This is a genomic window from Solihabitans fulvus (genome assembly GCF_008386585.1).
Lineage (GTDB): Bacteria > Actinomycetota > Actinomycetes > Mycobacteriales > Pseudonocardiaceae > Solihabitans > Solihabitans fulvus.
The window spans coordinates 92,913-119,264 of the sequence record NZ_VUOB01000041.1; the positions used below are offsets into that span (position 1 = coordinate 92,913).

Here is a 26,352-nt window from a genome sequence, read left to right on the forward strand (position 1 = left end):
CGCGTCCGGATGTCGGACTGCACCTGAGCACTCGGGAGCCAACACGTGTCCAGCCCGCCGTCGCGCGGGGAGCATGACTCGCGCGGAGCGCGAAATCAGCTCACTGTGCAGCTCGAACCCGTCGTGCAGGAGGCGGTCCGCAACGTCGGACTCGACCTCGATCTGCTCGACGTGCAGCAGGCTGGGCGTCGCCGGCTGGTGAAGGTGGTCGTCGACAGCGACGACGGCGTCGAGCTCGACCAGGTCGCCGAGGCCAGTCGAGCGGTCGCCACGGCGCTGGACGCCCACGATCACCTGATGGCCGGCCCCTACACCCTCGAGGTCACCTCTCCCGGCGTCGACCGACCGCTGACCCGCCCGGTGCACTGGCGCCGAGCCAGGTTCCGCCTGGTCCGGATCAGGCCGACGGAGGGCGCCGAGATCGTCGGGCGCGTCGGCGCGAGCGACGACACCGGCGTCGAGGTGCTGGTGGACGGGGCGTTGCGACGGATCGAGTACCGCACCGTGGAACGAGCCGCCGTCGAGGTCGAGTTCCGGCAGCCGCCGGCCGAGGAGATGGCGCTGCTCGAGCGGGGCGACGGCACACCTGGACACGACGCGACCCAAGAAACGAAGGAGGAGTCGAGGTGAACGTCGACATCGCCGCGCTGCGGGCGATCGAACGGGACAAGGACATCCCCTTCGAGACCGTCCTTGACGCCATTGAGAACGCACTGCTCACGGCCTACAAGCACACCGAGGGGCACCACCCGCACTCGCGGGTGGAGATCGACCGCAAGACCGGCGCGGTTCGCGTGCTGGCGCAGGACCTCGGCGCCGACGGCGTCGTCACCGAGGAGTGGGACGACACCCCGGAGGGCTTCGGTCGGATCGCGGCCACCACCGCCCGCCAGGTGATCCTCCAGCGCCTGCGCGACGCCGAGCACGAGCGCACCTTCGGCGAGTTCTCCGCTAAGGAGGGCGAGATCATCGCCGGTGTCGTGCAGCGCGACGCCAGGGCCAACTCGCGCGGCATGGTCGTCGTGCAGGTCGGCGACACCGAGGGCGTGCTGCCCCCGGCCGAGCAGGTGCCCGGCGAGACCTACGTGCACGGCATGCGGCTCAAGTGCTACGTCGTCGGGGTGTCCCGTGGCGCGCGCGGCCCGCAGATCACGCTGTCCCGCACGCACCCGAACCTGGTGCGCAAGCTGTTCGCGCTCGAGGTCCCGGAGATCGCGGACGGCACGGTCGAGATCCCCGCGGTGGCTCGGGAGGCCGGGCACCGCTCCAAGATCGCCGTGAAGACAACGGTGTCCGGGGTCAACGCCAAGGGCGCGTGCATTGGCCCGATGGGCGCCAGGGTGCGCAACGTGATGAGCGAGCTGGCCGGCGAGAAGATCGACATCATCGACCACTCGGACGACCCGGCGACCTTCGTCGGGAACGCCCTGTCGCCCGCGAAGGTCGTCTCGGTGCACGTGCTCGACGAGCGGGCCAAGACCGCGCGCGTCGTCGTGCCGGACTTCCAGCTCTCCCTCGCCATCGGCAAGGAGGGGCAGAACGCCCGGCTCGCGGCGCGGCTGACCGGCTGGCGGATCGACATTCGTAGTGACGCAGATCCCAATGCGGCGACCGGCGGACCGGCCCCGACGGGTGCTTCGGCATCCGGTTCGGCTGACTGAGCGAAACGAGATAGACTTCGCAGTGGTTCAACGTCAGGGATCGGTTCCCACGCACATCGGCCCAGCTCGCACGTGTGTTGGCTGCCGCGCCCGAACGTTGTCCTCCGAGCTGCTGCGCGTGGTGGTGGTGGACGGGGCACTCGCCCCGGACATCCAGCGTCGGCTTCCTGGTCGGGGAGCATGGCTGCATCCCGACCAGGAGTGTCTTCGCCTCGCCGAACGGCGTCGGGCGTTCCCAAGGGCCCTTCGGGTGCCCGGGCCGCTCGAGGTCACCGGCGTGCGGAGCTACCTCGAACAGCTCGCTGATGTGAGGAAGGCCCAGGGACCTACCCAGGGTCAACAGGAAGTAAGGAAGCAGGTCGACCCGTCATGAGTCAGCCGTGAAGCTGAAGACATGAACGCGCGACGTTAGGACGAGGTCGACGGGACTGCCGCCGACCTCACCAGATGAGGAGAGCAGTGGCAGGCAAGGCCCGCGTGCACGAGCTCGCAAAAGAGCTCGGAGTCACGAGTAAAGATGTTCTGAGCAAGCTCGCCGAGCAAGGTGAGTACGTCAAATCGGCTTCCTCCACCGTGGAGGCGCCCGTCGCCCGCAGGCTCAGGGACGCGTTCCCGTCCGGCGCGAGCAAGGGTCGTCCCGGTGGTGGCCGAGGTGGCCAGCAGCGCAAGCCGGCTCCGGCCGCGCCGAGCGCCCCGACCGCTCCTGGTGGCGAGGCGGCTCCGGCCGCGCAGCCCACGCAGGCGCAGCCCACGACCGAGTCCAAGCCCGAGGTCGCCGCACGTCCGGCCCCGGTGCCCGGCCGTCCCGGCCCGATGCCCGGCCCCAAGCCGGCGACTCCGGGTCCGCGCCCGGCAGGCCCGACCCCGGGTCCCCGTCCCGCGCAGCAGCAGCCCGCAGCGGCCGCTCCGGCTCCGGCGGCCCCGGTGACCCCGCAGCCCGCCGCTCCTGCCCTGGCTCCCGCCGTGCAGGCTCCCGCGGCCCAGGCAGCTCCGGCCGAGGCCCCCGCGGCCCAGGCCACGCCGGCGCCCGCGCCGGCCAAGGCCGCTGGTCCGCGTCCCGGACCTCGGCAGGCTCCCCAGCAGCAGGCCCCGTCGGTCGTTCCGCCGAAGCCGCAGTCCCCGAGGCCCGCTGGGCCGAGGGCGCCGCGTCCCGGCAACAACCCGTTCGGTGTCGGCGGCGCGGCTCCCGCGCCGCGTCCCGCCGGCCCCCGGCCCGGCGGCAACCAGAGCGGTCCCGGCGGTGCTCCCGGCGGCGACCGTGACCGTGGCGACCGCGGTGGGGCTCCCAAGCCCGGCGGCGACCGTCCGGCCAGCGCGCCGCGCAGCGGCGGTCCCGGCGCGGGCGGTCCCCGCCCGAACCCGGGCAACATGCCTCCTCGCCCGAACCCCGGCATGATGCCGACCAGGCCGAACCGACCCGCCGGTGGCGGTGGCGGTCGTCCCGGCGGCGGTGGTGGCGGCGGCCGTGGCGGCCCCGGCGGTGGCGGCGGCGGTGCCGGTCGTCCCGGTGGCGGCGGCGGTGGCGGCGGCTTCCGTCCCGGTGGTGGCGGCGGTGGCGGTGGCGGCTTCCGCGGTGGTGGCGGCGGTGGCGCCGGTGCCGGTGGTGGCGGCGGTGGCTTCCGTCCCGGTGGCGGCGGCGGTGCCCCGGCCGGCGGTGGCGGCGGCGGTTTCCGCGGTCGTCCCGGTGGTGGCGGTGGCGCCGGTCGCGGCGGCACGGCTGGTGCCTTCGGTCGCCCTGGCGGCCCGGCGCGTCGTGGACGCAAGTCCAAGCGCCAGAAGCGCCAGGAGTACATGGACAACATGCAGGCGCCCTCGGTCGGTGGCGTCCGTCTGCCCAAGGGCAGCGGCGAGACGATCAGGCTCCCGCGTGGCGCGTCGCTGACCGACTTCGCCGACAAGATCAACGCCAACCCGGCCTCGCTGGTGCAGGTGCTGTTCCACCTCGGTGAGATGGTCACGGCCACCCAGTCCGTGTCCGACGAGATCCTCGAGCTGCTCGGCTCGGAGATGAACTACGTCGTCCAGGTCGTCAGTCCCGAGGAAGAGGACCGCGACCTGCTGGACGCCTTCGACATCACCTACGGCGACGACGCCGGCGGCGAGGAGGACCTCCAGATCCGGCCGCCGGTCGTGACCGTCATGGGTCACGTCGACCACGGTAAGACCCGACTGCTGGACACCATCCGCAACGCCAAGGTGCACGAGGGCGAAGCGGGCGGCATCACCCAGCACATCGGCGCCTACCAGGTGTCCACCGAGCTGGACGGCAACGAGCGGCTGATCACCTTCATCGACACCCCCGGTCACGAGGCGTTCACCGCCATGCGTGCCCGTGGTGCGAACTCCACCGACATCGCGGTGATCGTGGTCGCCGCCGACGACGGTGTGATGCCGCAGACGGTCGAGGCGATCAACCACGCGCAGGCCGCTGGTGCCCCGATCGTGGTCGCGGTCAACAAGATCGACAAGGAGGGTGCGAACCCTCAGAAGATCCGTCAGCAGCTCACCGAGTACGGGCTGGTGGCCGAGGAGTACGGCGGCGACACGATGTTCGTCGACATCTCGGCCAAGCAGGGCACGAACATCGACGGGCTGCTGGAAGCGATCCTGCTGACCGCCGACGCCTCGCTGGACCTCCGGGCCAACCCGGACATGGAGGCCCAGGGTGTCGCGATCGAGGCGCACCTCGACCGCGGTCGCGGCCCGGTGGCGACCGTGCTCGTGCAGCGCGGCACGCTGCGCGTCGGTGACTCGATCGTCGCCGGCGCGGCCTACGGTCGCGTTCGTCGAATGGTCGACGAGCACAACGTGGACGTCATCGAGGCGACCCCGGCCCGTCCGGTGCAGGTCATCGGCCTCACCTCGGTGCCAGGCGCCGGCGACACCTTCCTGGTCGTGGAAGAGGACCGGGTGGCCAGGCAGATCGCCGAGCGCCGCCAGGCCCGCGCCCGCAACGCGCAGAACGCCCAGAAGCGCAAGCGGGTCAGCCTGGAGGACCTGGACGCGGCTCTGAAGGAGACCAGCCAGCTCAACCTGATCATCAAGGGCGACAACTCGGGTACCGTCGAGGCACTCGAGGACGCGCTCATGAAGATCGATGTCGGCGAGGACGTCGAGCTGCGGGTCGTGCACCGCGGCGTCGGTGGCATCACCGAAAGCGACATCAGCCTCGCCATCGCCGACAACGTCATCGTGATGGGCTTCAACGTTCGCGCGGAGGGCAAGGCCACCGAGATGGCCAACCGCGAGGGCATCGACGTCCGCTACTACACGGTGATCTACCAGGCGATCGACGAGATCGAGCAGGCGCTCAAGGGCATGCTCAAGCCGGAGTACGAGGAGGTCCAGCTCGGCCGCGCCGAGATCCGGGACGTCTTCAAGTCCTCCAAGGTCGGCACCATCGCGGGTTGCATGGTGCTCTCCGGTGAGATCCGCCGTAACGCGCGGGCTCGCCTGATCCGGGACAGCAAGGTGATCGCGGAGAACCTGCCGATCAGCTCGCTGAAGCGGTTCAAGGACGACGCGACCGAGGTCCGCGAGGGCTTCGAGTGTGGTCTGACGCTGGGCTCGTACGGCGACCTCAAGGTCGAGGACGTCATCGAGACCTACGAGATGCGCGAGAAGCCGCGTAACTGACGCGACGACCCCGGACCGGCCACCGCGCCGGTCCGGGGTCTCCGCGCCGCCGCACCGGCCGTCGGGTCGGTGCGGATCGCCAACTAGCTACCATCCCGGTGATGCCCGTGTTCGTGGGTGCCCTGGAGCTGGATCTCCTGTTCGGCGACGTTCACTCGCTCAAGCAGAAGCGATCCCTGGTGCGGCCGCTGGTGGCCGAGCTCCGCAGGAAGTTCGAGGTCTCCGTAGCCGAAGCCGGTCATCTTGACCTGCACCGGCGCGCGCTTATTGGAGTGGCGGCGGTCGCCGCCGACGTCGAACATGTCAAGGACCTGCTGGACGCCTGTGAGCGTCTGGTCGCAGGTCGACCTGAGCTGGAACTGCTCTCCGCCCGGCATCGCATGCTCGGGCCGGAGGACGAATAGAAGAAGGAGGAGCGCCGTGGCCGACCCGGCCCGCGCCCGCAAACTTGCCAAGCGCATCGCACAGATCGTCGCGTCCGGTCTTGAGCACCAGGTGAAGGACCCCCGACTGGCGAAGGTGACCATCACCGACGCCAAGGTCACCGGTGACCTGCGGGACGCCACCGTGTACTACACCGTGCTCGGCGACAAGCTGAACACGGAGCCCGACCTCCAGGGCGTCGCCGCCGCGTTGGAGAGCGCCAAGGGCGTGCTGCGCACGCTCGTCGGCCAGCAGACCGGCGTCCGGTTCACGCCGACGCTGGCGTTCATCACCGACACGGTGCCCAACGACGCCCGCCGGATGGAGGAGCTGCTGGCCAAGGCCAGGGAGTCCGACGCCGAGGTGGCTCGGCTGGCCTCCGGCGCCGAGCCGGCCGGCGAGCTCGACCCGTACCGCGCGCCCCGCGAGGACGCCGAGGACGACGAGGACGAGGACGAGGACACCGAGGTCCACGACACCGCGGAGTCCAAGCGCGGCTGATCGCCACGTTCGAGCACATCCGCAGTCCGGGCGCGATGCCACCTCGTGACGCGTTAGCGTTGCGGGGTGACCATTTCGGGGCGGGACAGCGCGATCCTGGCAGGGCAGCAGACCTCGGCCGCCGACCTCAGAGCGGCGGTCGCGCTGCTCGGCTCGGCGACCGACGTCACGCTGCTCGCGCACGTCAACCCCGACGCCGACGCCCTCGGCAGCGCGCTGGCCGTCGGCCTCGCCCTGCACCGCAGGGGCGCGCGCGTCCGGGTGTCCTTCGGCTACCCGGACGAGGTGCCCGAGACGCTGCGCGGCCTCGACGTCGCCGGCCTGCTGGTGCCCGCCGCCGAGGTGCCGGCGGCCCCGCCGCTGCTTGTCGCGATGGACACCGGCAGCCTCGGCAGGCTCGGGCCGCTGCGCGACCGGGTCGCCGCGACGGTCGCGGCGGGCGGCGAGGTGCTGGTGGTCGACCACCACGTCTCCAACACCCGTTTCGGCACCACGCACCTGGTCGACCACACGGCCGAGGCGACCGCCGTGCTCGCCCTGCGGCTGCTCGACGAGCTTGGCGAGGTCGTCGACGAGCCGATCGCCCGGTGCATCTACGCCGGGCTGGTGACCGACACCAGGTCGTTCCGGCACGCCAGCCCGGAGACGCACCAGATCGCGGCGCGGCTGCTGGCCGCTGGGGTGGACGCCGAGTCCACCACCAGGCTGCTGATGGACACCCACCCGTTCGGCTGGCTCGGCATGCTGTCCTCGGTGCTCGGCCGCGCCAGGCTGGAGCCGGCCTCGGCGCGCGGCCTCGGCCTCGTGCACGCCGTGGTGCGGCTGGCCGACGCGGACGGTCTGCGCGCCGAGGAGCTGGAGAGCGTGGTCGACGTCGTGCGGACCACCGCCGAGGCCGAGGTCGCCGCCGTCCTCAAGGAACTGAGCCCGCAGCACTGGTCGGTGTCGCTGCGCGCGGTCGGCAGGCTGGACGTGCGCGCCGCCGCCGAGGCGCTCGGCGGCGGCGGTCACACGCTGGCCGCGGGGTTCACCGCGGACGGTCCCGAGGAGCAGGTCATCGACGAGCTGCGCGCCGCCCTCGACACCGCCCCGCTTATCTCGTCCGATTAGGGCGCGGGCAGTACGGCGCGGGCGAGCCGTTCGCGCTGCGGGAAGTCGCCGACCGGGATGCGGGCCACCTCGGTGGCCGTGCGGTAGTCCACCACGGACACGGCGTTGGCGTGGCTCAGCGTGACCAGGCAGTGCTGGCCGTCCGCGCTGGTGGTGGCCCAGTAGGGCAGCGAGTTGGTCGGGTAGCCGACGAACCCGTCGGTGGTCAGCCCCGGCCGGGACAGCACGGCGGTGTAGTCGTCGATGGTGCCGACATCGCACAGCTTCGCGCCGTCGCCGGACAGCGCCATGCCGTGGTGCGCGGAGTTCTGCGGGTAGTCGTCGGGCCGCAGCGCCTGACCGGCCGCGCTGTAGGGCATCGCCACGGTGCGGGTGGTCCGGCCGGTGCGCAGGTCGAACTCGACGAAGCCGTTCAGGTAGGACAGCTGCGTGTACATCGTGGACTCGTCCGGCGTCACCACGAACGGCCGGACGCCCTCGTCGAACTCGTAGGTCCTGGTCACCTGGAGGGTGTTCGCATCGACGACGGTCAGCCGTTTGTCGCCCTTGAGCCCGTCGAGCGCCTTGGGCAGCGCGGTGACCCCGATGCTGGAGTTGTAGATGTGCCGCCCGTCCGCCGAGTAGTCGTTCTGGTGCGGGTAGGTGCCGGTGCCGAAGGAGCCGACCGGCAGCCCGGTGGCGGTGTCGAGCACCTGCGCGAGCGCGGCGGTGGTCGCCGACACCACGAACCGGGTGCCGTCGGGGGAGAGCGCGGCGTGGTCCGCCTTGAAGCCGGGCAGCCGGTGGTGCCACAGCTGCCGTCCGGTCGCGATGTCGAAGGCCGCGGCGTCGTCGAGGTTGCCCCTGGACACGTAGAGGGTGCGGCCGTCGGGGGAGGCGTAGACGTCGTCGACGAAGCGGTCGCCGCCCTCCTGCTGCCGGACCACGGCGTAGCCGGCCGCCTGCACCAGGTCCATCTCGCGCAGCCGCTGGTCGCGGTCGGGGATCACGTTGAGCGTGCCGAGGCTCTGGAAGGTGTGGCCGTCCAGGAAGGTCACGGTGCCGGCCGCGCTGTTGCCGATCAGCACGACGTCCTGCGGTGTCGGCGCGGCCGACGCGGTGGCGGAGGGGAACAGGGCGGTCGCGGCGATCAGCGCGCCGAGCAGGCTGGTTGATCTCGTGCGGGGATGGGCCATCGGTGTCCTCCGAGCAGGGATCGGGGAGAAGCGGCGGCCCTGTCGAGTGTGCTGGGCCACACGATGGCCGCCAAGGGCCGCCGGACGGAATTTCGATGCGAGGCAGTGTCGATAGCGGATTCTGTCCGGTGCGTGTCCTGTGCGACGGCCGGACCGCGAGGAATGTCGGTGCGGTGGCGTACGTTGCCCGTCAGGAGTCAACGCGAATAGGTCATTTCAACTGGGGGTCGGCGTGGTGCAGGGTGACGAGCGGGTGCCCGCTCGACGGGTGTTCGGGCTCGCGGTGCCCGCGCTTGGCGTGCTCGCGGTCGAACCGCTGTACGTGCTGGTGGACACCGCCGTCGTCGGCCACCTCGGCGCGCTCCCGCTGGCCGGGCTCGCCATCGGCGGCCTGGTGCTCGCCCAGATCGCCTTCCAGCTCACCTTCCTGTCCTACGGCACCACCGCGCGGGCCTCCCGCCTCTACGGCGCGGGCAGGCGCGCGGACGCCGTCGCCGAGGGCGTGCAGGCCACCTGGCTCGCGTTGGCCGTCGGCGTGCTGCTGCTGGTGCTCGGCGAGGTGTTCGCCGGTCCGATCACCAGCGTGCTGACCGGCAACGCCGAGGTGGCGGACGCGGCGGCGCGCTGGCTGCGCATCGCGCTGTTCGGCGCCCCGCTGATCCTGGTGACCGCGGCGGGCAACGGCTGGATGCGCGGCGTGCAGGACACGGCCCGACCGCTGCGCTACGTGCTGCTCGGCAACGCGCTGTCGGCCGTGCTCTGCCCGGTGCTGGTGTTCGGGGCGGGCTGGGGGCTGGCAGGCTCGGCGGTCGCCAACGTGGCCGCGCAGCTGGTGGCGGCCAGCCTGTTCCTGCGCGCGCTGGTCACCGAGCGGGTGTCGCTGCGGCCGGTGCCGGCGAAGATGTTGGCGCAGCTCGCCCTCGGCCGCGACCTGGTGGTGCGCGGGCTCGCGTTCCAGGCGTGCTTCGTCTCGGCCGCCGCGGTGGCCGCGCGGACCTCCACCTCGGCGGTCGGCGCGCACCAGGTGGTGTTGCAGCTGTGGTTCTTCGTCGCGATGGCGCTGGACTCGCTGGCCATCGCCGCGCAGTCGCTGGTCGGCGCCGCGCTCGGCGCGGGCGAGGAGCGCAGGGCAAGGGGCCTGGCCAACCAGGTCGCCCGCTACGGGCTGGTCTTCGGCACCGGCCTCGGCCTGCTGTTCGCGGCGCTGTCCTGGGTGCTGCCGAGGGCGTTCACCCCGGACGCCGGGGTGCTCGCGGAGATCCCGCACGCCTGGTGGTTCTTTGTCGCGCTGCAACCGGCGGCTGGCGTGCTGTTCGCGTTCGACGGCGTGCTGTTCGGCGCGGGGGACGCGGCCTTCCTGCGCAACTCCTCGGTGTTCGCCGCGGTGCTCGGGTTCCTGCCGCTGGTCTGGCTGTCCCTGGCGCTGGGCTGGGGCCTTGCCGGCATCTGGACGGGCCTGACCGCCTTCATGGTGCTGCGGCTCGGCACGGCGCTCGTCCGCATCCGCTCGGGCCGCTGGGCCGTCACCGGCGCGGTGCACGCCTGACGGCGACTGTGGCCGAACGCACGATGTAATCGGTTAACCATTCACCTCACACCACCGATACTCCGAACGCGGCCAACGTCGACCGTCTCCCTTTCCCAGCTCCATCCGAGGAGGACTCTCGTGCCGGTCGATCGGGCCACCAGGCAGGCGTGGCTGATCTGGACCACCGCAGTGATCATCTACGTGGCCGCCGTGTTCCACCGCAGCTCCCTTGGCGTGGCAGGGCTCCAGGCCGGGGAACGCTTCGGCGTCGGCCCCGCCGGGCTCGGCACCTTCACCGTGCTCCAGATCGGCGTCTACGCCGCCATGCAGATCCCGACCGGGGTGCTCGTCGACCGCTTCGGGCCGCGCCGCGTGCTCACCGCCGCCGCACTGCTGATGGGCCTCGGCCAGCTGCTGTTCGCCGTCGCGCACTCCTACCCGCTCGGCCTCACCGCCCGCGCCGTGCTCGGCCTCGGCGACGCGATGACCTGGGTCAGCGTGCTCCGGCTCGTCGCCGCGCACTTCCCGGCCCGCAAGTACGCCCTGGTCGTCTCGTTCTCGGCCGCGCTCGGTGCGCTGGGCAACCTCGTGGCCACCGTGCCGCTGACGCTGCTGCTGGGCAGCGTCGGCTGGACGCTCACCTTCCTCGTCGCCGGCGGCGCCACCGCCGTCTACGCCCTGGTCACCGCCCGCCTGCGCGACCACCCCGCAGGCGCGCCTGCGCCGGAAACGGAGCCGATCCCGCTGCGCACCGTGCTGCACCGGGTGGCGACCGCCTGGCGGGTGCCTGGCACGCGGCTGGGCTTCTGGGTGCACTTCACCACCATGTTCGCGCCCGCCGTGCTCGGCCTGCTCTGGGGCTTCCCGTACCTGGTGCGCGCGCAGGGCATGTCCGAGCACGCCGCCAGCTCGCTGCTCAGCGTGCTGGTGATCGGGGCGCTGGTCGGCGGCCCGCTGCTCGGCGGCGCGATCGGCCGCAGGCCGGAGCTGCGGATGCCGCTGGTCGGCCTCTACCTGGCCGCCGCCGTCGCCGTGTGGGCCGTGCTGCTGACCTGGCCGGGCGGCCGGGTGCCCGCGCCGCTGCTGGTGGTCGCCTTCGCGCTGATCTCGCTCGGCGGCCCCGCGTCGTCCATCGGCTTCGCGCTGGCCCGCGACTACAACCCGCTGCACCGCGTCGGCACCGCGACCGGCGTGGTCAACGTCGGCGGCTTCGTCGCCACCACCGTGAGCGCGCTCGGCATCGGCCTTGTCCTCGACCGCGCGGGCGCGGCCGCGCCCGCGCAGGCGTTCCGGGTCGCGCTGCTCGTCGTGGTCGCGGTCCTCGCGCTGGGCATCTGGCGGACGATCGTGTGGTGGCACCGCGCTCGCGCCGCCGTGTTCGCCGCAGCCGAGCGGGGCGAGGACGTCCCCGTCCAGCTGCGCCGCCGCCGCTGGGAACTCCAACCCGCCTGACGAGTTGTGTCGTGAAGGGTCCCGTCAAGACACTGGGTGCCCTGAAGGGACCCTTCATGACCCGTGAGGCAGGATGTGCGGCCGTGTCTCGATCGCCCCGCCCGCAGCGCGCGCCCCGCCCCACCGTCCCGCCCGGCCTCGTCGTCATCGACAAGCCCGCCGGGATGACCTCGCACGATGTGGTCGCCCGCGTGCGCCGCATCCTCGGCACCCGCAAAGTGGGGCACGCCGGCACGCTCGACCCGATGGCCACCGGCATCCTGGTGCTCGGCATCGAGCGCGCCACCAAGCTGCTCGGCCACCTCGCGCTGGACAGCAAGGCGTACCTCGCCACCATCCGGCTCGGCTCCTCGACCAGCACCGACGACGCCGAGGGCGAGGTGCTGACCGAGACGGACGGCTCCGGTGTGGACGAGGACGCCGTGCGCGCCGGCATCGCGAAGCTGAGCGGCCCGATCCAGCAGGTGCCGAGCGCGGTCAGCGCGGTCAAGGTGGACGGCAAGCGCGCCTACGCGCTGGTGCGCGCCGGCGAGCAGGTCGACCTGCCGCCGCGCCCGGTCACCGTGCACCGCTTCGACCTGTTGAACCTGCGCCGCGAGGAACGCAGCACCGAGCTGGACGTGATGGTCGAGTGCTCCTCGGGCACCTACGTCCGCGCGCTCGCCCGCGACCTCGGCGCGGACCTCGGCGTCGGCGGCCACCTCGGCGCGCTGCGGCGCACCAGGGTCGGCCCGTTCGACCTGCGGGTCGCCAGGACGCTGGAGCGGCTGGAGGAGGAGCCGGGGCTGTCGCTCGACCTCGACGCGTCGGTGGCCGCCGCGTTCCCGCGCCGCGATCTCGACGCGGCCGAGGTGGTCGCGGTGTCGCACGGCCAGAAGCTGCCGGCGGGCGGCCTCGCCGGCACCTACGGACTGTTCGGTCCGGACGGTCACGTGGTCGCGCTCGCCGTCGACGAGGGTCGCGCGGCGAAGCCGCTTGTGGTGCTGACGCCCGCGGGCTGACCGGCACCCGGTCGTTCGAACCCCTGGCGTGCAGTGAGCCGCGTCTCAGTTGTCGCCGCAGGCCGACGTGTCCTTCGACGCGCCGGACGACCGGGAAACCCCTGGTGGCGCAGGGTTGCCGCCACCCGGACGGTCCCACGTGGCCACTCATCGCCCGGAAGAATGTGCCCGCGACACGCCGACTGGCCCTAAAGAACCCGCGAACGGGTGCCGACTGTTGCCAAGGGGCGACGGAGGGGAGTAGCCAGATGGCCAGCTACGAGATGCGCGAGTGCCCGGCGTGCCACGGGTCCGGACGGAACACCAGAGGGGGCTTCTGTGGAACCTGCGGAGGCATTGGACAGGTTCCCAGCCGACAGTGACTGCGAACTCTGTGGCGACACCGGCACCATGACGTGGCAGCAGCCCATCGAGGGGCCGCTCGGCTTCGTGCTGACCGAGATGTCGCACCCCTGCCCGCGCGGCTGCTCCGGCTGGTGGCGCGCGCCGGCCGCGGAGGGGCGGCAGGTGGTCGACGGCTGGGTGACCGAGGCGAACAGTCTCGGCGCCGCCACACCGGAGGACGAGCGGGAGGCCGGGGACCTCACACGTTAGGCTGATCGGCGTGCAGCGCTGGCGTGGACTAGATCATCTTCCCGGCGGCTGGGGCCGTTGTGTTGTCACCATCGGAGTGTTCGACGGGGTGCACCAGGGGCACCAGGCGCTGATCGGCCGTGCCGTGAAACTGGCGCGGCAGCGCAGCGTGCCGTGCGTGCTGGTGACCTTCGACCCGCACCCCGCCGAGGTGGTCCGGCCTGGCAGCCACCCGGCGCAGCTGACCACCCTGCGGCGCAGGGCGGAGCTGGTCGAGCAGCTCGGCGTCGACGTGTTCTGCGTGCTCCCGTTCACACCGGAGATGTCCAGGATGCCGGCCGACGAGTTCGTGCACGAGGTGCTGGTCGAGCGGCTGCACGCCGCAGCCGTCGTGGTGGGGGAGAACTTCACCTTCGGGCACAGGGCGGCCGGCAACGTCGAGCTGCTGCGCACGCTCGGCAACCGGTTCGGCTTCGTCGCCGAGGGCGCCGGCCTGGTCACCGCGCACCTGCCCGACTTCAGCAACGGCGGCGAGGACGAGGTCACCTTCTCCTCCACCTACATCAGGGCCTGCATCGACGCGGGCGACGTGGCCGCGGCCGCCGCGGCGCTCGGCCGGCCGCACCGGCTGGAGGGCATCGTGGTGCGCGGCGACGGCCGGGGCCGCGAGCTGGGCTTCCCCACCGCGAATCTGTCCACCCCGAGGTTCGCCGCGGTGCCGGCCGACGGGATCTACGCCTGCTGGTTCACCCACTCCGCCGGTGGCGCCGACCGGGTGCTGCGCGGGGCCGTCTCGGTCGGCACCAACCCGACCTTCTCCGGCAAGGAGCGCAGGGTCGAGGCGTTCGTGCTGGACGTGGACGAGGACTTCTACGGCCAGCGGGTCGCGCTCGACTTCGTCACCAGGCTCAGGGAGACGGTCAAGTTCGACTCGATCGAGGCGCTGATCGAACAGATGGACCGGGACGTCGTGGCGACCAGGAAGCTGCTCGAGACGCCGTGATCCGTGGTGTGTCGATGCCGGCCCTGCCGACGAGCGCGCGAGCGAAGTCGCGGGTTACCGCCCCTGGAAGCCGCTGTGCTGGCAAACTGCCGAGGGGTGTCTGAGCCGTCATGACCAGGTCAACGGGAGAGGCGAAGGTGGAGGACCACAGAATCGTCCAGCGCAATATCGCTCTGCAACGAGAGTGGTACGGAGAACCTCTCGGTGACAGAGTGCGCAGGCTGGTCGTGGCCTTCAACGTGTCGCAGGCCCAGTTGGCCGACGTGTTGGGGATCAGCGCGCCGATGCTCAGCCAGGTGATGAGCGGCCGGCGGGCGAAGATCGGCAACCCGTCCGTGCTGGCCAGGATGATCATGTTGGAGCGCAAGGTGCTCACGCCGGACGTGGCCACCGGCGCGCCGGAGGCGTTGCAGCGCGCGCTGGACGACGTCCGCGACTCCAAGCCGACCGTGAGCCGCGACTCGCTGCCGGTCAACGGCGGCTGGGACGAGGCCGTGGTGGCGTTGCGCCGCGTCGCCGACCGCCAGGAGCTGGCCCAGGCCGCCGACGTGCTCGACGAGGAGTTCCCCGCGCTGGCCGAGCTGCTGCGCAGGGCGGGCCGGGGTCGCTGACGCGAACGGCGCCGTCGGCGCCCGCCGACCGGCCGGGGCGCACGCCACTCGACCGAGTGCTCTTGCGCACGTCCTGAGGGGGCCCGTGGCCCACCTGCTACCCTCGGTGTTTGGGTCCGGCTGCGTTCCGTGGCGGCCGGTACCGACCAACGCCGCCAGTTCGCCGGCGGTGTCACACGGAACCGCATGAGGTACAAGGAGAGAACGACGTGGCGCTGACCACCGACCAGAAGAAGACGATCCTCGCCGAGTACGGCGTCCACGACTCGGACACCGGCTCCCCCGAGGCCCAGGTCGCGCTGCTGACCAAGCGCATCAACGACCTGACCGAACACCTGCGCACGCACAAGCACGACCACCACTCCCGCCGTGGCCTGCTGCTGATCGTCGGCCGTCGCCGTCGACTGCTCGGCTACCTGGCGAGCGTGGACATCGAGCGCTACCGCTCGCTGATCAAGCGGCTCGGCCTGCGTAGGTGACGCGTCCCGAGGGGGAGTGAGGGGTTCGTCGGTGCTCTGTGAGGAGTTCACCGCGGCCGCTCACTCCCCCTCGGCGTATCACCAGGGTTCGGTGTAGAACCGACCCGACACACAAGTGAAGACAGGGCCAGCGCACCGCGCAACGGAGACCAGTTCGCCGGTCCTCGGTAGTGGTTCCCGGGTCGAGCTGAGCGCCAGGAGGGCGCTCGCGACGGCACCCGGGAACTTCGATCGAAGACCGGCCTCGTCAGAACCGTGCTCCGGCGCAGGGCGTACCACGGCTCAAAAGACGAGGAGAGAACTACATTGACGGACTTTGAGGTCCACGAGACGACCGCCGTTATCGACAACGGCAAGTTCGGCTCACGCACGATCCGCTTCGAGACCGGCCGCCTGGCCCGCCAGGCCGCCGGCGCCGTCGTCGCCTACCTGGACGACGAGACCATGCTGCTCTCGGCGACCACGGCGTCGAAGCACCCGAAGGAGCACTTCGACTTCTTCCCGCTCACCGTGGACGTCGAGGAGCGCATGTACGCCGCAGGGCGTATCCCCGGCTCCTTCTTCCGCCGTGAGGGCAGGCCGTCCACGGACGCCATCCTGACCTGCCGCCTGATCGACCGCCCGCTGCGCCCGTCCTTCGTGGACGGTCTGCGCAACGAGATCCAGGTCGTCATCACGGTCCAGAGCCTCAACCCGCAGGACCTGTACGACGTGGTGGCCATCAACGCCGCCTCGGCGTCCACGCAGCTCGCCGGCCTGCCCTTCTCCGGCCCGATCGGCGGCGTGCGGGTGGCCCTGATCGAGGGCCAGTGGGTCGCGTTCCCGACCCACGAGCAGCTCGAGAAGGCCGTGTTCGACATGGTCGTCGCCGGCCGCATCGCCGGCAGCGACGTCGCGATCATGATGGTCGAGGCCGAGGCGACCGAGAACGTCATCGACCTCGTCGCCGAGGGCGCCCAGGCGCCCACCGAGGAGATCGTCGCCGCGGGCCTCGAGGCCGCGAAGCCGTTCATCAAGGTCCTCTGCGAGGCCCAGGCCAAGCTGGCCGAGGTCGCCGCGAAGGCCACCGGCGAGTTCCCGACGTACCCGGCCTACCAGCCGGACGCGTTCGAGGCCGTCGAGAAGGCCGTCTCCACCGAGCTGGCCGAGGCGCTGACCATCGCCGGCAAGCACGACCGTGAGGCGCGCACCGACGAGATCAAGGGCCTCGCCCTCGAGCGCGTCATCGACGGCGACGACTCGCCGTTCGCCGGCCGCGAGAAGGAGATCGGCGCCGCGTTCCGCTCGCTGACCAAGAAGCTGGTCCGCCAGCGCATCCTGCGCGACAAGGTCCGCATCGACGGCCGTGGGCTGACCGACATCCGGCAGCTGTCCGCCGAGGTCGCCATCATCCCGAGGGCGCACGGCTCGGCCCTGTTCGAGCGCGGCGAGACCCAGATCCTGGGTGTCACCACGCTGAACATGCTGCGGATGGAACAGCAGATCGACTCGCTGTCCCCCGAGACGCACAAGCGCTACCTGCACCACTACAACTTCCCGCCCTTCTCGACCGGTGAGACCGGTCGGGTCGGCTCGCCCAAGCGCCGCGAGATCGGCCACGGCGCGCTCGCCGAGCGCGCCCTGATGCCGGTGCTGCCCAAGCGGGACGAGTTCCCCTACGCGATCCGCCAGGTCTCCGAGGCGCTGAGCTCCAACGGCTCCACCTCGATGGGCTCGGTCTGCGCCTCGACCATGTCGCTGCTCAACGCCGGCGTGCCGCTGAAGGCGCCGGTCTCGGGTATCGCCATGGGCCTGGTGTCCGACGAGGTCGACGGCGAGACCCGCTACGTCGCGCTGACCGACATCCTCGGCGCCGAGGACGCGTTCGGCGACATGGACTTCAAGGTGGCCGGCACCAAGGAGTTCGTGACCGCGCTCCAGCTCGACACCAAGCTCGACGGCATCCCGTCCGAGGTGCTCGGCCAGGCCCTCGGCCAGGCCCGCGACGCGCGACTCACCATCCTCGAGGTGATGGCCGAGGCCATCGACTCGCCGGACGAGATGAGCCCGTTCGCGCCGCGCGTCACGTCGGTCAAGATCCCGACCGACAAGATCGGCGAGGTCATCGGCCCGAAGGGCAAGATGATCAACTCGATCACCGAGCAGACCGGTGCCGACATCTCCATCGAGGATGACGGCACGATCTACGTCGGCGCGGCGGACGGCCCTTCGGCCGAGGCCGCGATCGACATGATCAACGCGATCGCCAACCCGCAGCTGCCGAAGGTCGGCGAGCGCTTCCTCGGCACCGTGGTGAAGACCGCGGCGTTCGGCGCGTTCGTCTCCCTGCTCCCCGGCAAGGACGGCCTGGTGCACATCTCCAAGCTGGGCAACGGGAAGCGCATCGCGAAGGTGGAGGATGTCGTCAAGGTCGGCGACAAGCTCCGCGTCGAGATCGCCGACATCGACCAGCGCGGCAAGATCAGCCTCGTCGTCGTGAGCGACGACGACGCTGCCGCGCCGGCCGCTGACGCCGCGCCCGCGTCCTCTTCGGAGGTCGTTGCGGAGCCCGCAGCGCAGTGACAACTGGCAACAAGGCGGCGGCCGCGGGTGCTTCGGGCACCCGCGGCCGTCCGCGTCAGGGGAGTCCTGGCCACCTCCAGCGGCCAGGGAGCACCCGGGTGCTGGAGCGCACGGACGACGGCGGAGTGGTGCGGCGCACCACCCTGCCCTCGGGCCTGCGAGTGGTCACCGAGCGGATTCCCGGCGTGCGGTCGGCCTCGGTCGGCGTGTGGGTCGGGGTCGGTTCGCGTGACGAGCGGTCCGACGTGGCCGGTGCCGCGCACTACCTGGAACACCTGCTGTTCAAGGGAACCAAGCGGCGCGGCGCTGCGCAGATCGCCGAGGAGATCGACGCGGTCGGCGGCGAGCTGAACGCGTTCACCGCCAAGGAGCACACCTGCTTCTACGCGCACGTGATCGACGAGGACCTGCCGCTGGCCGTCGACCTCGTCAGCGACGTCGTCTTCGACGCGCTGTGCGAGGAGCGGGACGTGGAGACCGAGCGCGGGGTGGTCCTCGAGGAGATCGCCATGCGCGACGAGGACCCCGAGGACCTGCTGCACGACGCGTTCTCCGACGCGCTGCTCGGCGAACACGCGTTGGGACGTCCGGTGCTCGGCACCGAGGCGTCGATCGGCGCGATGACCAGGGACGCGCTCTACGGCTTCTACCGGCGCCGCTACACGCTGCCCAAGATGGTGTTCGCCGTCGCGGGCAACGTCGAGCACGCGCAGGTGCTTCGCCTGGTGCGCAAGGCACTCGGCGACCGGCTGGACGTGCACAACAGCCCGATCGCGCCGAGGATGGGCAGGGCGCGCATCGCCTCGGCACGCAAGATCGTGCTGCACACCGACGACACCGAGCAGGCGCACCTGATGCTCGGCGTGCGGGCGCTGGACCGGCACGACGACCGGCGGTTCACGCTCGGCGTGCTCAACGCGGCGCTCGGCGGCGGCATGAGCTCGCGGCTGTTCCAGGAGGTCAGGGAGCGGCGCGGGCTGGCCTACCAGGTGTACTCCTCGGTGGCCTCCTACGCCGACACCGGCAGCCTCACCGTGTACGCGGGCTGCCAGCCCGACCGGCTCGGCGACGTGGCAGGCGTGGTGCGCGAGGTGCTCGGCACGCTCGCCACCAGCGGCCTGACCGACGCCGAGGTGGCCAGGGGCAAGGGTCAGCTGCGCGGGGGACTGGTGCTCGGGCTCGAGGACAGCAGCGCGCGGATGTCCCGGATCGGCAAGGGCGAGCTGAACTACGGCGACCACCTCACCGTGGAGCAGACGCTGGCGCGGATCAACGAGGTCACCGCGGAGGACGTCGCCCAGCTCGCCCGCGAGCTGATCCGACGCCCCGTCGCCGCCGCGGTCGTCGGCCCCTACGCTCACCTCGACGATCTGCCGGCCGAGGTTCATGAGGTGATCACGTGACGCAGCCCGCCCCCCGTTCCGCCGACCCGATCAGGGTCGGGGTGATCGGCGCGCGAGGACGCATGGGCGCCGAGGTGTGCCGCGCCGTCGCGGCCGCCGACGGCATGGAGCTGGTGGCCACGGTCGACGCGGGCGACCCGCTGGCCGCCCTGTCCGACGCCGGTGTCGAGGTCGTCGTCGACTTCACCCACCCCAACGTCGTGATGGACAACGTCCGGTTCTGCGTCGATCGGGGCATCCACTGCGTGGTGGGTACGTCCGGCTTCGACCAGCAGCGGATGGCCGCCATCGGCGCGTGGTTGGCGCCGAAGCCTGAGCTCGGGGTGCTGCTCGCGCCGAACTTCGCCATCGGCGCGGTGCTGTCGATGCGGTTCGCCGAGCTGGCGGCGAAGTACTACGAGTCGGTGGAGATCATCGAGCTGCACCACCCGCGCAAGGCGGACGCGCCGTCGGGCACGGCGACGCACACCGCCGCGCTCGTCGAGAAGGCGCGCGCCGCCGCGGGCCTCGGGCTCAGCCCCGACGCCACCACCGCCGAAGTGGACGGTGCGCGCGGCGCGCTGGTCGACGGTGTCCGGGTGCACTCGATCCGGCTGTCCGGCCTGATCGCGCACCAGGAGGTGCTGTTCGGCATGGCTGGCGAGACGCTGTCCATTCGGCACGACTCGCTGGACCGCACGTCGTTCATGCCCGGCGTGCTGCTCGCGGTGCGGGAGATCCGCACGCACCCCGGCCTCACCGTCGGCCTGGACAAGTTCCTGGACCTGTGACCGTTGCAGAACCTGTTTCGCAGCAAGGATCCGTTCCCCTGCCAACCCTGAGGACCCAGTGAAGACCCGCACCGTCGCCCTGCTGCTCACCGCCGCGTTGGCGGTGTACTTCGTGCTGCTCGCCGGACGCGCGATCGCGCTGATCGGCACCGGCGAGGCGGTGGGCATCGGGCTCGGTGTCGGGGTGCTGATCCTGCCGGTGATCGGGGCCTGGATCGCCGTGGTGAACCTGCGGTTCGGCGTGCGGACCGAGCGGATGGCGCGGCAGCTCGCGGACGAGGGCGGCCTGCCCGACACCTCGCAGCTGCCGCGCCGCCCGTCCGGCCGGATCGACCGGGACGCCGCCGACGCGTGGTTCGAGGAGCGCCGCGCCGAGGTGGAGGCCGCGCCGGAGGACTGGCGCGCCTGGTTCCGGCTGGCGCACGGCTACGACATCGCGGGAGACCGCGGCAGGGCCCGCGAGGCCATGCGCAAGTCGATCGACCTGTACGGCGGCGGCGCGCCGAGCCAGTAGCGGCGGGGCGGCACCGCGTGGTCCGCCGTCGCCGAGCCGGCGGCTCAGGCCAGCAGGTGGTAGACGTGCGTTTCGATCTCGGCAGGATCGTCCCGGTGCGGTCCGTAGACCTCCCAGCGCGGACCGGCCAGGTCGTGTCCCCGCGCGGCGCACCACTCGACGACGGCCCGGTGCGCTGACCCCAGCTCCGCGTAGCTGCCACGGTGGACGGTCACGGCGACTCGTCCTGCCGGCAGGGCGGATGCCACGACCCGACCGCGCAGCGGGCACGGCTGCGTCAGCTCGACGCCGATCTCGACGTTGGGCACATCGTCCAGGTAGAGCATCACGTTGCGGCACCCTCGGCTGATCCCGGCCGCGTTCAGGCATGCCCAGACCTCGTCGAGCATGCCCTTCCACTGCGTGGGGAAGTCCTGCCACGTGGTCCGTGCCGGGACCACCGCCGTCGGACGCGCCTCGGCGTTCTCCAGTGTCACCACGTGATCCATTGGTCCGTCTCCTGTCCGCCCGCCGTCAATGGTGGTGCAGGTGCATCCAGCCGGCAAACAGGGCGGGCGACGCGGCCAGCACGGTGAAGCGGATGAACCGGCCGATCACGCCGGTGGTCACGAACGCGGTGATCGACATGTCGGCCAGCCCGGCCAGCACGGTCGTCGCCATGAACGGCGGGATGCCGACCAGCGAACTCACCGCGTGCGTGCCGATCATCCACTGTGGATGGCGGTGGCAGCGGTCCCGCAGCCGGCTGAGCCAACCGCGGACGCGGGCCGTCTTGGCCAGCCACAGCGCCCGGCGCGGCGACACCTCGGCGTCCGGATCGCGCTTGCGGTGCAGGAAGTTCGGCAGCTTCAGCGAACCCCTTGCGGCGAGGAAGTACAGCATCTTGCCGCTGATCTGGCCGACGGCGATCACCGCGCCGAGCGCCCAGGGCGACATGCCGGGATGCGAGGTGACCAGACCGAGTAGGAACACCTCGATGCTGATCAGTGGCAGGAGTGCTGAGCCGATCGCGACACCGAGGGTCACGCACAACCACGTCAGCACAGGCACAGCTCCCCCGGGATGGATTCCCTTTCGACGGTAGCAGCGCCTCAGTCGCGAAACGGTAGGGCTAACCCCCCGGTAAGGCGGATTTCGCGCAATGGCCGCCCATCGGCGTCCAGCGTGCGGACCGTGCCGTCGGCCGTCCAGCCGACCGAGAGGTAGAACGCGAGCGACGCGGCGTCCGCCTCGGGCACCCAGGCGATGCCCCGCGTGGCGCCCCGCTTGTGCAGGGCGTGCGCCGCCGTGGCGAGCAGCCGGCCGCCGTGGCCCCTGCGGCCCCAGCGCGGCTCGACCAGCAGCGTGCCGACCAGCACGGTGGTCTCGGCGTCCGCCGGCAGGCCGCCGTCCGCCGCGGCGACCTCGTCGCGCGGCGCCGGCCCCGCGGCGCAGAAGCCGACGACCCAGCTGCCCTCGGTGGCGACGAGGAGCGTGACCCCGTCCTCCTCGACGGCCTGCCGCCAGGACCCCGCGACGCCGTCGACGTCGAGGCCGGCGAGCACCGCCTCGGGCAACAGCTCGTTGTAGGCGGTGCGCCAGGTGTCGACCTGGATGCGCGCGATCTCCGGCGCGTCGTGCAGGGTGGCTGGTCGGACGGCGGCTTCGGCCATGCGCGGAAACCTAGCGGACCCGCGCTGTGCCGGAGGCGCGCAGGTGTGGCTCAAGTGGCCCACTTCGCGGGGATCGGCCCCGCGCTGTCGGTGGGTGGTGAGAACATCCGGTCGTGCAGACGATGAGCCCGGCGGTCGCCCGCCGCACCGCGCTGGCTGCCCAGGGTTTCGCCGACCCCCGGCCTTCCGGCCCGCCGACGCGCCGCCACCTGCAACGGGTGCTGTCCAGGGTTCAGCTGATCCAGCTCGACTCGGTCAACGTGGCCGTCCGGGCGCACTACGCGCCGCTGTTCAGCCGGCTGGGGGCGTACGCGCCGGAGCTGCTGGACAACGCGGCGTGGGCGCACCAGGCGAAGCGGCCGAGGCTGCTCGCCGAGTACTGGGCGCACGAGGCCAGCCTCGTGCCGGTCGCCGACTGGCCGCTGCTGCGCTGGCGGATGCGGCAGTTCGAGACGAAGCAGGGCAGGTACTGGCAGGCCGCGCACCGCTCGCCCGCGCTGGTCGCCGAGGTGCTCGCGGCGGTCAAGGAGCTGGGTCCGGTCGGCGCGGGCACGCTGGAGCGCGCGCTCGGCGGGGAGTCGGAGCGGGTGCGGGGCGGCTGGTGGAACCGCTCGGACGTGAAGATCATCTGCGAGTGGCTGTTCGCCATCGGCGAGCTGACCACCGGCACGCGTCGGGGCTTCGAGCGGCAGTACGACCTGCCGGAGCGGGTGTTCCCGGCGGAGGTGCTCGCCGCGCCCGAGGTCTCCGAGGCCGACGCGGCCCGCGAGCTGGTGCGCAGGGCGGCGGTGGCGCACGGCGTGGCCACCGAGCCCGACCTGCGCGACTACTACCGGCTCCGGCCGAACAGCAGCCGGCAGGCGGTCGCCGAGCTGGTCGAGGAGGGGCTGCTCGAACCCGTGACGGTGCCGGGCTGGCGGCACCAGGCGTACCGGCACGTGGACGCGCGGACGCCCCGGCGCGTCACCGGGCGGGCGTTGCTGTGCCCGTTCGACCCGCTGATCTGGGAGCGGGACCGCACCGAGCGGCTGTTCGACTTCCACTACCGCATCGAGATCTACGTGCCGGAGCCCAAGCGGGTGCACGGCTACTACGTGTTCCCGTTCCTGCTGGACGAGGAGCTGGTGGCCAGGGTGGACCTCAAGGCCGACCGCGCGGCCGGCGTGCTGCGCGTGCCGGGGGCGTTCGCCGAGCCCGGCGCCGACCAGGCGAGGACGGTCGTCGAGCTGGCTGCCGAGCTGCGGCTGATGGCCGACTGGCTTGGCCTGGACAGCGTCGCGGTCGGCAAGCGGGGCGACCTGGCGGCGAGCCTGCGGAAGCTGTGTCGCTGAGCGCGCGCCGGGGCGGGTGCGCGCCCCTCGCCGCACACCCGCCCCGGCCGGATGCGCCCCCGGCGCACCTCATCCACTGACGTCACCCCAAGGCCAGCGCTCCCGGGCGGCTCAACCGACCGAGGTGGTGACCACCACGTCGCCGCTGCCGGTGCGGCCGCGCACGAACAGCGACGGCTGCTCGGCCGGTGGCTGGCTTGCGACCTCCAGCTCGCTGCGCGCCTGACCGGAGCTCGAGGCCAGGTCGACCTGCGCGGCGGTGCCCGAACGGATGCCGACGCGGATCTCCCCGGAACCGGTGGCCAGGGTGACGCGGCCGCATGCGGCGTCGGCGATGGTCAGGTCGCCGGTTCCGGTCCGCGCCTGCACGTCGTTCTGCACCGCGCCGAGCCACACGTCGCCGCTGCCCGTGTGCAGCATCGTCTCCCCGCCGACCGAGGACACCTCGATGTCCCCGCTGCCGGTCTTCGCCCGCAGCCCGCCGAGCATCGGGCCGAGCCGGACGGCGCCCGACCCCGACGTCACCTGGGCGGATCCGTCCGCGCGGTCGACGGACACGTCGCCGGTGCCGGCCGACACGTCCAGCCTGCCCGCCGACCCGGTGACGGTGACGGCGGCCGCCCCGGTGCGCACGGTGACGTGCGAGCCGTTCTTGGCCCGCACCACCACCGCGAGCGGGGTGGTCCGCAGCGGCAGCGCCTTCGCCGAGTGCACCCGCAGCACCTGGCCGGTCAGCTCGATCCTGGCCTGCCGCACCGCCTCGGCCGGCGTCGAGTCCTGCCGTTGGCCGCCGAACTGGTCGTTCACCCAGCTCAGCAGGCCGTTCAGCTCCTCGGTCCACGACCCGCCCTGCGCAGGCTCGTGCCGCACCTCGACGTCGACCCCCGGCTCGTCGACGAGCCGCACCTCGACGCGCCCGGTCGTCACGGCGAGGTCGAGTTCGATCGGCCCGTCCGCCTCGAAGCTCTGCCGGCGCACGACGGCCTCCGGGCCCTCGGCGACGCCTTCGGCGGTGAAGTCTTCCGACATCGTGTCCACGTCCCCCTCAGCCCTGTACCCAGCCACGGACGCGGGACGAGCCCCGGCCGCCGTCGTCGCCCCGGTCCGGTCGGCCGCCGCCGCCCCACGGGCCGCCCTGGCCCCATGGCCCGCCGCGCTGCCCCCACGGGCCGCCCTGCCCCCACGGGCCGCCCTGGCCACGGCCCCGGCCGGCGCCGTGCAGCGCGCCCTGCACCGCCTGCGCCACGAAGGTGTTCAGGGACACGCCCTGGGCCGACGCGGCGCGCTCGGCCTTGCCCTTGATCTCGTCGAGCAGCCGGAGCGTGATCCGGCTGATGTCGCCGGTGGCGTCACCCATGGGCGGCGGTGACGTCATCTCCTCCTGCTCGGGTTCCGGCTCCCGGTGGGTCGCCCCGCTGACGACGACCTGCACGTCCCTGCCGTCGAGCCGCACGTCGACCACGCGGTCCTCGAGGGCCACCGTGACCTCCGCTGCCAGGTCGGACAGGGCGTTCATGATCGCCAGCCGGGCGGCCGGCTCGATCGCGGCGGACAACACGGCGGCGGTGCGGCGGGTCTGTTCGTCCCCGGCGGAAGCGGCGGTCGTGAGGTCCTCGCGCAACGTGGTGATGTACGGCGTGAGATCCATGACATCACTATGACGTCACCTGCGACGTCGGTCAAGCGATTCCTGACGCCGGGTGACGTCACCTCGGCGTCGTCCCCGGCCGGCGGTTACGCTGCGCGCGGCAGTCGTGGGGTGCAGACCCGCAGCATGGGTGGGTGCGCCGAGAACAGAAAAGGGGCAGCAGACCGTGACCGAGACGGTGTCGCCGAAGGTGCAGTTGATCGCGAAGACCGAGTTCTTCCCGCCGGAGGACGTGCCCTGGTCCACCGACGCGGAGGGCGGCGAGGCCCTGGCCGAGTTCGCCGGCCGCGCCTGCTACCAGTCGTGGAAGAAGCCGAACCCGGCCACCGCGACCAACGCCGGCTACCTCCAGCACATCATCGAGGTCGGCCACCTCTCGGTGCTCGAACACGGCTCGGCCAGCTTCTACCTCACCGGCATCTCCCGCTCGCTGACCCACGAGCTGATCCGGCACCGGCACTTCTCCTACTCGCAGCTGTCCCAGCGGTACGTGCCCGAGCGGGACGCCGCGATGGTCGAGCCCGACGTCATCGCCAACGACCCCGAGCTGCACGCCGCGTTCCTCGCCGCGGCCGAGGCCAGCGTCGCCGCCTACAACGAGCTGCTCGCCGGCCTCGAGCGGAAGTTCTCCGACGTGCCGAGCGCGACGCTGCGCCGCAAGCAGGCCAGGCAGGCCGCGCGGGCCGTGCTGCCCAACGCCACCGAGACCCGCATCGTGGTCACCGGCAACTACCGCGCCTGGCGGCACTTCATCGCGATGCGCGCCACCGAGCACGCCGACGTGGAGATCCGCCAGCTGGCCGTGGAGTGCCTGCGCCAGCTCCAGAAGGCCGCCGCCAACGTGTTCGCCGACTTCACCATCTCCGCCCTTCCCGACGGCACCGAGGTGGCCTCCAGCCCGCTCGTCCTCGAGGGCTGACCGGGATGAACCGGCTGACGATCGACGTCCGGCCAGGCGAGTACACCGTGGCGCGGCTGCCGCAGGACGCGCCGGTGCCGCCCGGCCTGTTCGACCATCCCGGCCTGGTGTCGGTGACCAGGACACCGGACGAGCTGTCGATCGTCTGCCCGAGCGAGCACGCCCCGGCCACCGACCAGGTGCAGGACGGCTGGCGGCTGCTGACCGTGCGGGGGCCGCTGGAGTTCACCCTGACGGGGATCATGGCCGCGCTGTCCGGCGGCCTTGCCGCCGCCGGGGTCAGCCTGTTCGCGCTGTCCACCTACGACACCGATCACCTGCTGGTGAAGGCCACCGACCTGGACCGCGCCGTCCGGGCGCTGCTGGCTGGCGGCAACGAGGTGCGCGGCACCGACTGACG

At 72.1% G+C, this 26,352-nt stretch carries 27 protein-coding genes; 21 read left to right on the forward strand and 6 right to left on the reverse strand.

Features of this window, described 5'->3' with window-relative positions; translation table 11 throughout:
* Positions 1-45: 45 nt before the first annotated feature.
* From rimP to F0L68_RS22370, 7 genes are all read left to right on the forward strand, one after another.
* Positions 46-630, forward strand: a complete 585-nt coding sequence (gene rimP / locus F0L68_RS22340) for a ribosome maturation factor RimP (RefSeq protein WP_149851592.1) — start codon at positions 46-48, stop codon at positions 628-630.
* Positions 627-1,661 (forward strand): transcription termination factor NusA, encoded by a 1,035-nt coding sequence (gene nusA / locus F0L68_RS22345; RefSeq protein WP_149851593.1) that lies wholly within the window; start codon positions 627-629, stop codon positions 1,659-1,661. The genes rimP and nusA overlap by 4 nt, the downstream gene beginning before the upstream one ends.
* Complete coding sequence (locus tag F0L68_RS22350; RefSeq protein WP_149851594.1) at positions 1,603-2,034, forward strand: YlxR family protein; 432 nt, start codon at positions 1,603-1,605, stop codon at positions 2,032-2,034. Before nusA ends, F0L68_RS22350 begins: the two co-directional genes overlap by 59 nt.
* 86 nt (positions 2,035-2,120) lie before the next feature.
* Positions 2,121-5,297, forward strand: a complete 3,177-nt coding sequence (gene infB, locus F0L68_RS22355; RefSeq protein WP_188316772.1) for a translation initiation factor IF-2 — start codon at positions 2,121-2,123, stop codon at positions 5,295-5,297.
* A 107-nt stretch (positions 5,298-5,404) separates the two neighbouring features.
* Entirely contained in the window at positions 5,405-5,701 is a 297-nt protein-coding gene (locus F0L68_RS22360; RefSeq protein ID WP_149851910.1) for a DUF503 domain-containing protein, read from the forward strand.
* Positions 5,702-5,717: 16 nt separating this feature from the next.
* A complete protein-coding gene (rbfA, locus tag F0L68_RS22365) occupies positions 5,718-6,221 on the forward strand; it encodes a 30S ribosome-binding factor RbfA (RefSeq protein WP_149851596.1) in 504 nt (167 codons plus the stop codon).
* A 66-nt stretch (positions 6,222-6,287) separates the two neighbouring features.
* The gene (locus F0L68_RS22370; RefSeq protein WP_438672307.1) at positions 6,288-7,331 is read left to right on the forward strand and encodes a DHH family phosphoesterase; all 1,044 of its coding nucleotides are present in this window, start codon (positions 6,288-6,290) and stop codon (positions 7,329-7,331) included.
* On the opposite strand, the gene F0L68_RS22375 is transcribed toward F0L68_RS22370, so the two are convergent.
* The gene (locus F0L68_RS22375) at positions 7,328-8,506 is read right to left on the reverse strand and encodes a YncE family protein (protein WP_149851597.1); all 1,179 of its coding nucleotides are present in this window, start codon (positions 8,504-8,506) and stop codon (positions 7,328-7,330) included. The genes F0L68_RS22370 and F0L68_RS22375 overlap by 4 nt on opposite strands.
* Before the next feature lie 253 nt (positions 8,507-8,759).
* Between F0L68_RS22375 and F0L68_RS22380 the strand changes: the two genes are divergently transcribed.
* From F0L68_RS22380 to F0L68_RS22430, 11 genes are all read left to right on the forward strand, one after another.
* Positions 8,760-10,052, forward strand: a complete 1,293-nt coding sequence (locus tag F0L68_RS22380) for an MATE family efflux transporter (protein WP_276313876.1) — start codon at positions 8,760-8,762, stop codon at positions 10,050-10,052.
* Positions 10,053-10,172: 120 nt separating this feature from the next.
* On the forward strand, positions 10,173-11,486 hold the full coding sequence (locus tag F0L68_RS22385; protein ID WP_149851598.1) for an MFS transporter: 1,314 nt from the start codon (positions 10,173-10,175) through the stop codon (positions 11,484-11,486).
* A gap of 56 nt (positions 11,487-11,542) precedes the next feature.
* Positions 11,543-12,487, forward strand: coding sequence for a tRNA pseudouridine(55) synthase TruB (gene truB, locus F0L68_RS22390; RefSeq protein ID WP_149851599.1), 945 nt, complete (start codon positions 11,543-11,545; stop codon positions 12,485-12,487).
* Between the two features lie 390 nt (positions 12,488-12,877).
* Positions 12,878-13,081: a hypothetical protein gene (locus F0L68_RS22395; RefSeq protein WP_149851600.1), complete on the forward strand. Its 204-nt coding sequence runs from the start codon at positions 12,878-12,880 to the stop codon at positions 13,079-13,081.
* A gap of 10 nt (positions 13,082-13,091) precedes the next feature.
* On the forward strand, positions 13,092-14,063 hold the full coding sequence (locus tag F0L68_RS22400; RefSeq protein ID WP_149851601.1) for a bifunctional riboflavin kinase/FAD synthetase: 972 nt from the start codon (positions 13,092-13,094) through the stop codon (positions 14,061-14,063).
* 137 nt (positions 14,064-14,200) lie between these two features.
* Positions 14,201-14,674: a helix-turn-helix domain-containing protein gene (locus F0L68_RS22405; protein WP_149851602.1), complete on the forward strand. Its 474-nt coding sequence runs from the start codon at positions 14,201-14,203 to the stop codon at positions 14,672-14,674.
* Between the two features lie 209 nt (positions 14,675-14,883).
* Positions 14,884-15,153 (forward strand): 30S ribosomal protein S15, encoded by a 270-nt coding sequence (gene rpsO / locus F0L68_RS22410; RefSeq protein ID WP_149851603.1) that lies wholly within the window; start codon positions 14,884-14,886, stop codon positions 15,151-15,153.
* A gap of 306 nt (positions 15,154-15,459) precedes the next feature.
* Entirely contained in the window at positions 15,460-17,715 is a 2,256-nt protein-coding gene (locus F0L68_RS22415) for a polyribonucleotide nucleotidyltransferase (protein WP_149851604.1), read from the forward strand.
* 98 nt (positions 17,716-17,813) lie between these two features.
* Positions 17,814-19,118 (forward strand): M16 family metallopeptidase, encoded by a 1,305-nt coding sequence (locus F0L68_RS22420; RefSeq protein ID WP_223199033.1) that lies wholly within the window; start codon positions 17,814-17,816, stop codon positions 19,116-19,118.
* Positions 19,115-19,888: a 4-hydroxy-tetrahydrodipicolinate reductase gene (gene dapB / locus F0L68_RS22425; protein ID WP_149851606.1), complete on the forward strand. Its 774-nt coding sequence runs from the start codon at positions 19,115-19,117 to the stop codon at positions 19,886-19,888. Before F0L68_RS22420 ends, dapB begins: the two co-directional genes overlap by 4 nt.
* A 58-nt stretch (positions 19,889-19,946) precedes the next feature.
* Positions 19,947-20,402 carry a hypothetical protein gene (locus F0L68_RS22430; RefSeq protein ID WP_149851607.1) on the forward strand — a complete coding sequence of 152 codons (456 nt, stop codon included), beginning with the start codon at positions 19,947-19,949 and terminating at the stop codon, positions 20,400-20,402.
* A 44-nt stretch (positions 20,403-20,446) separates the two neighbouring features.
* Here F0L68_RS22430 and F0L68_RS22435 read toward each other — a convergent pair whose 3' ends face one another.
* From F0L68_RS22435 to F0L68_RS22445, 3 genes are read right to left on the reverse strand one after another with little or no spacing between them, the layout of a single operon-like run.
* Positions 20,447-20,890: a GyrI-like domain-containing protein gene (locus F0L68_RS22435; RefSeq protein WP_149851608.1), complete on the reverse strand. Its 444-nt coding sequence runs from the start codon at positions 20,888-20,890 to the stop codon at positions 20,447-20,449.
* A 25-nt stretch (positions 20,891-20,915) separates the two neighbouring features.
* Positions 20,916-21,446 (reverse strand): YqaA family protein, encoded by a 531-nt coding sequence (locus F0L68_RS22440; RefSeq protein ID WP_188316742.1) that lies wholly within the window; start codon positions 21,444-21,446, stop codon positions 20,916-20,918.
* Between the two features lie 47 nt (positions 21,447-21,493).
* Positions 21,494-22,054: a GNAT family N-acetyltransferase gene (locus tag F0L68_RS22445; protein WP_149851609.1), complete on the reverse strand. Its 561-nt coding sequence runs from the start codon at positions 22,052-22,054 to the stop codon at positions 21,494-21,496.
* 122 nt (positions 22,055-22,176) lie between these two features.
* On the opposite strand from F0L68_RS22445, the gene F0L68_RS22450 reads away from it, so the two are divergent.
* On the forward strand, positions 22,177-23,385 hold the full coding sequence (locus tag F0L68_RS22450) for a winged helix-turn-helix domain-containing protein (protein WP_149851915.1): 1,209 nt from the start codon (positions 22,177-22,179) through the stop codon (positions 23,383-23,385).
* Positions 23,386-23,496: 111 nt separating this feature from the next.
* Here F0L68_RS22450 and F0L68_RS22455 read toward each other — a convergent pair whose 3' ends face one another.
* Positions 23,497-24,414, reverse strand: coding sequence for a DUF4097 family beta strand repeat-containing protein (locus tag F0L68_RS22455; RefSeq protein WP_149851916.1), 918 nt, complete (start codon positions 24,412-24,414; stop codon positions 23,497-23,499).
* A 16-nt stretch (positions 24,415-24,430) separates the two neighbouring features.
* A complete protein-coding gene (locus F0L68_RS22460) occupies positions 24,431-25,033 on the reverse strand; it encodes a toxin-antitoxin system HicB family antitoxin (RefSeq protein WP_149851610.1) in 603 nt (200 codons plus the stop codon).
* A 166-nt stretch (positions 25,034-25,199) separates the two neighbouring features.
* Here F0L68_RS22460 and thyX point away from each other — a divergent pair, with 166 nt between their 5' ends.
* The gene (thyX, locus tag F0L68_RS22465) at positions 25,200-25,952 is read left to right on the forward strand and encodes an FAD-dependent thymidylate synthase (protein WP_149851611.1); all 753 of its coding nucleotides are present in this window, start codon (positions 25,200-25,202) and stop codon (positions 25,950-25,952) included.
* Between the two features lie 5 nt (positions 25,953-25,957).
* Entirely contained in the window at positions 25,958-26,350 is a 393-nt protein-coding gene (locus F0L68_RS22470; protein WP_149851612.1) for an ACT domain-containing protein, read from the forward strand.
* Positions 26,351-26,352 lie beyond the last annotated feature (2 nt).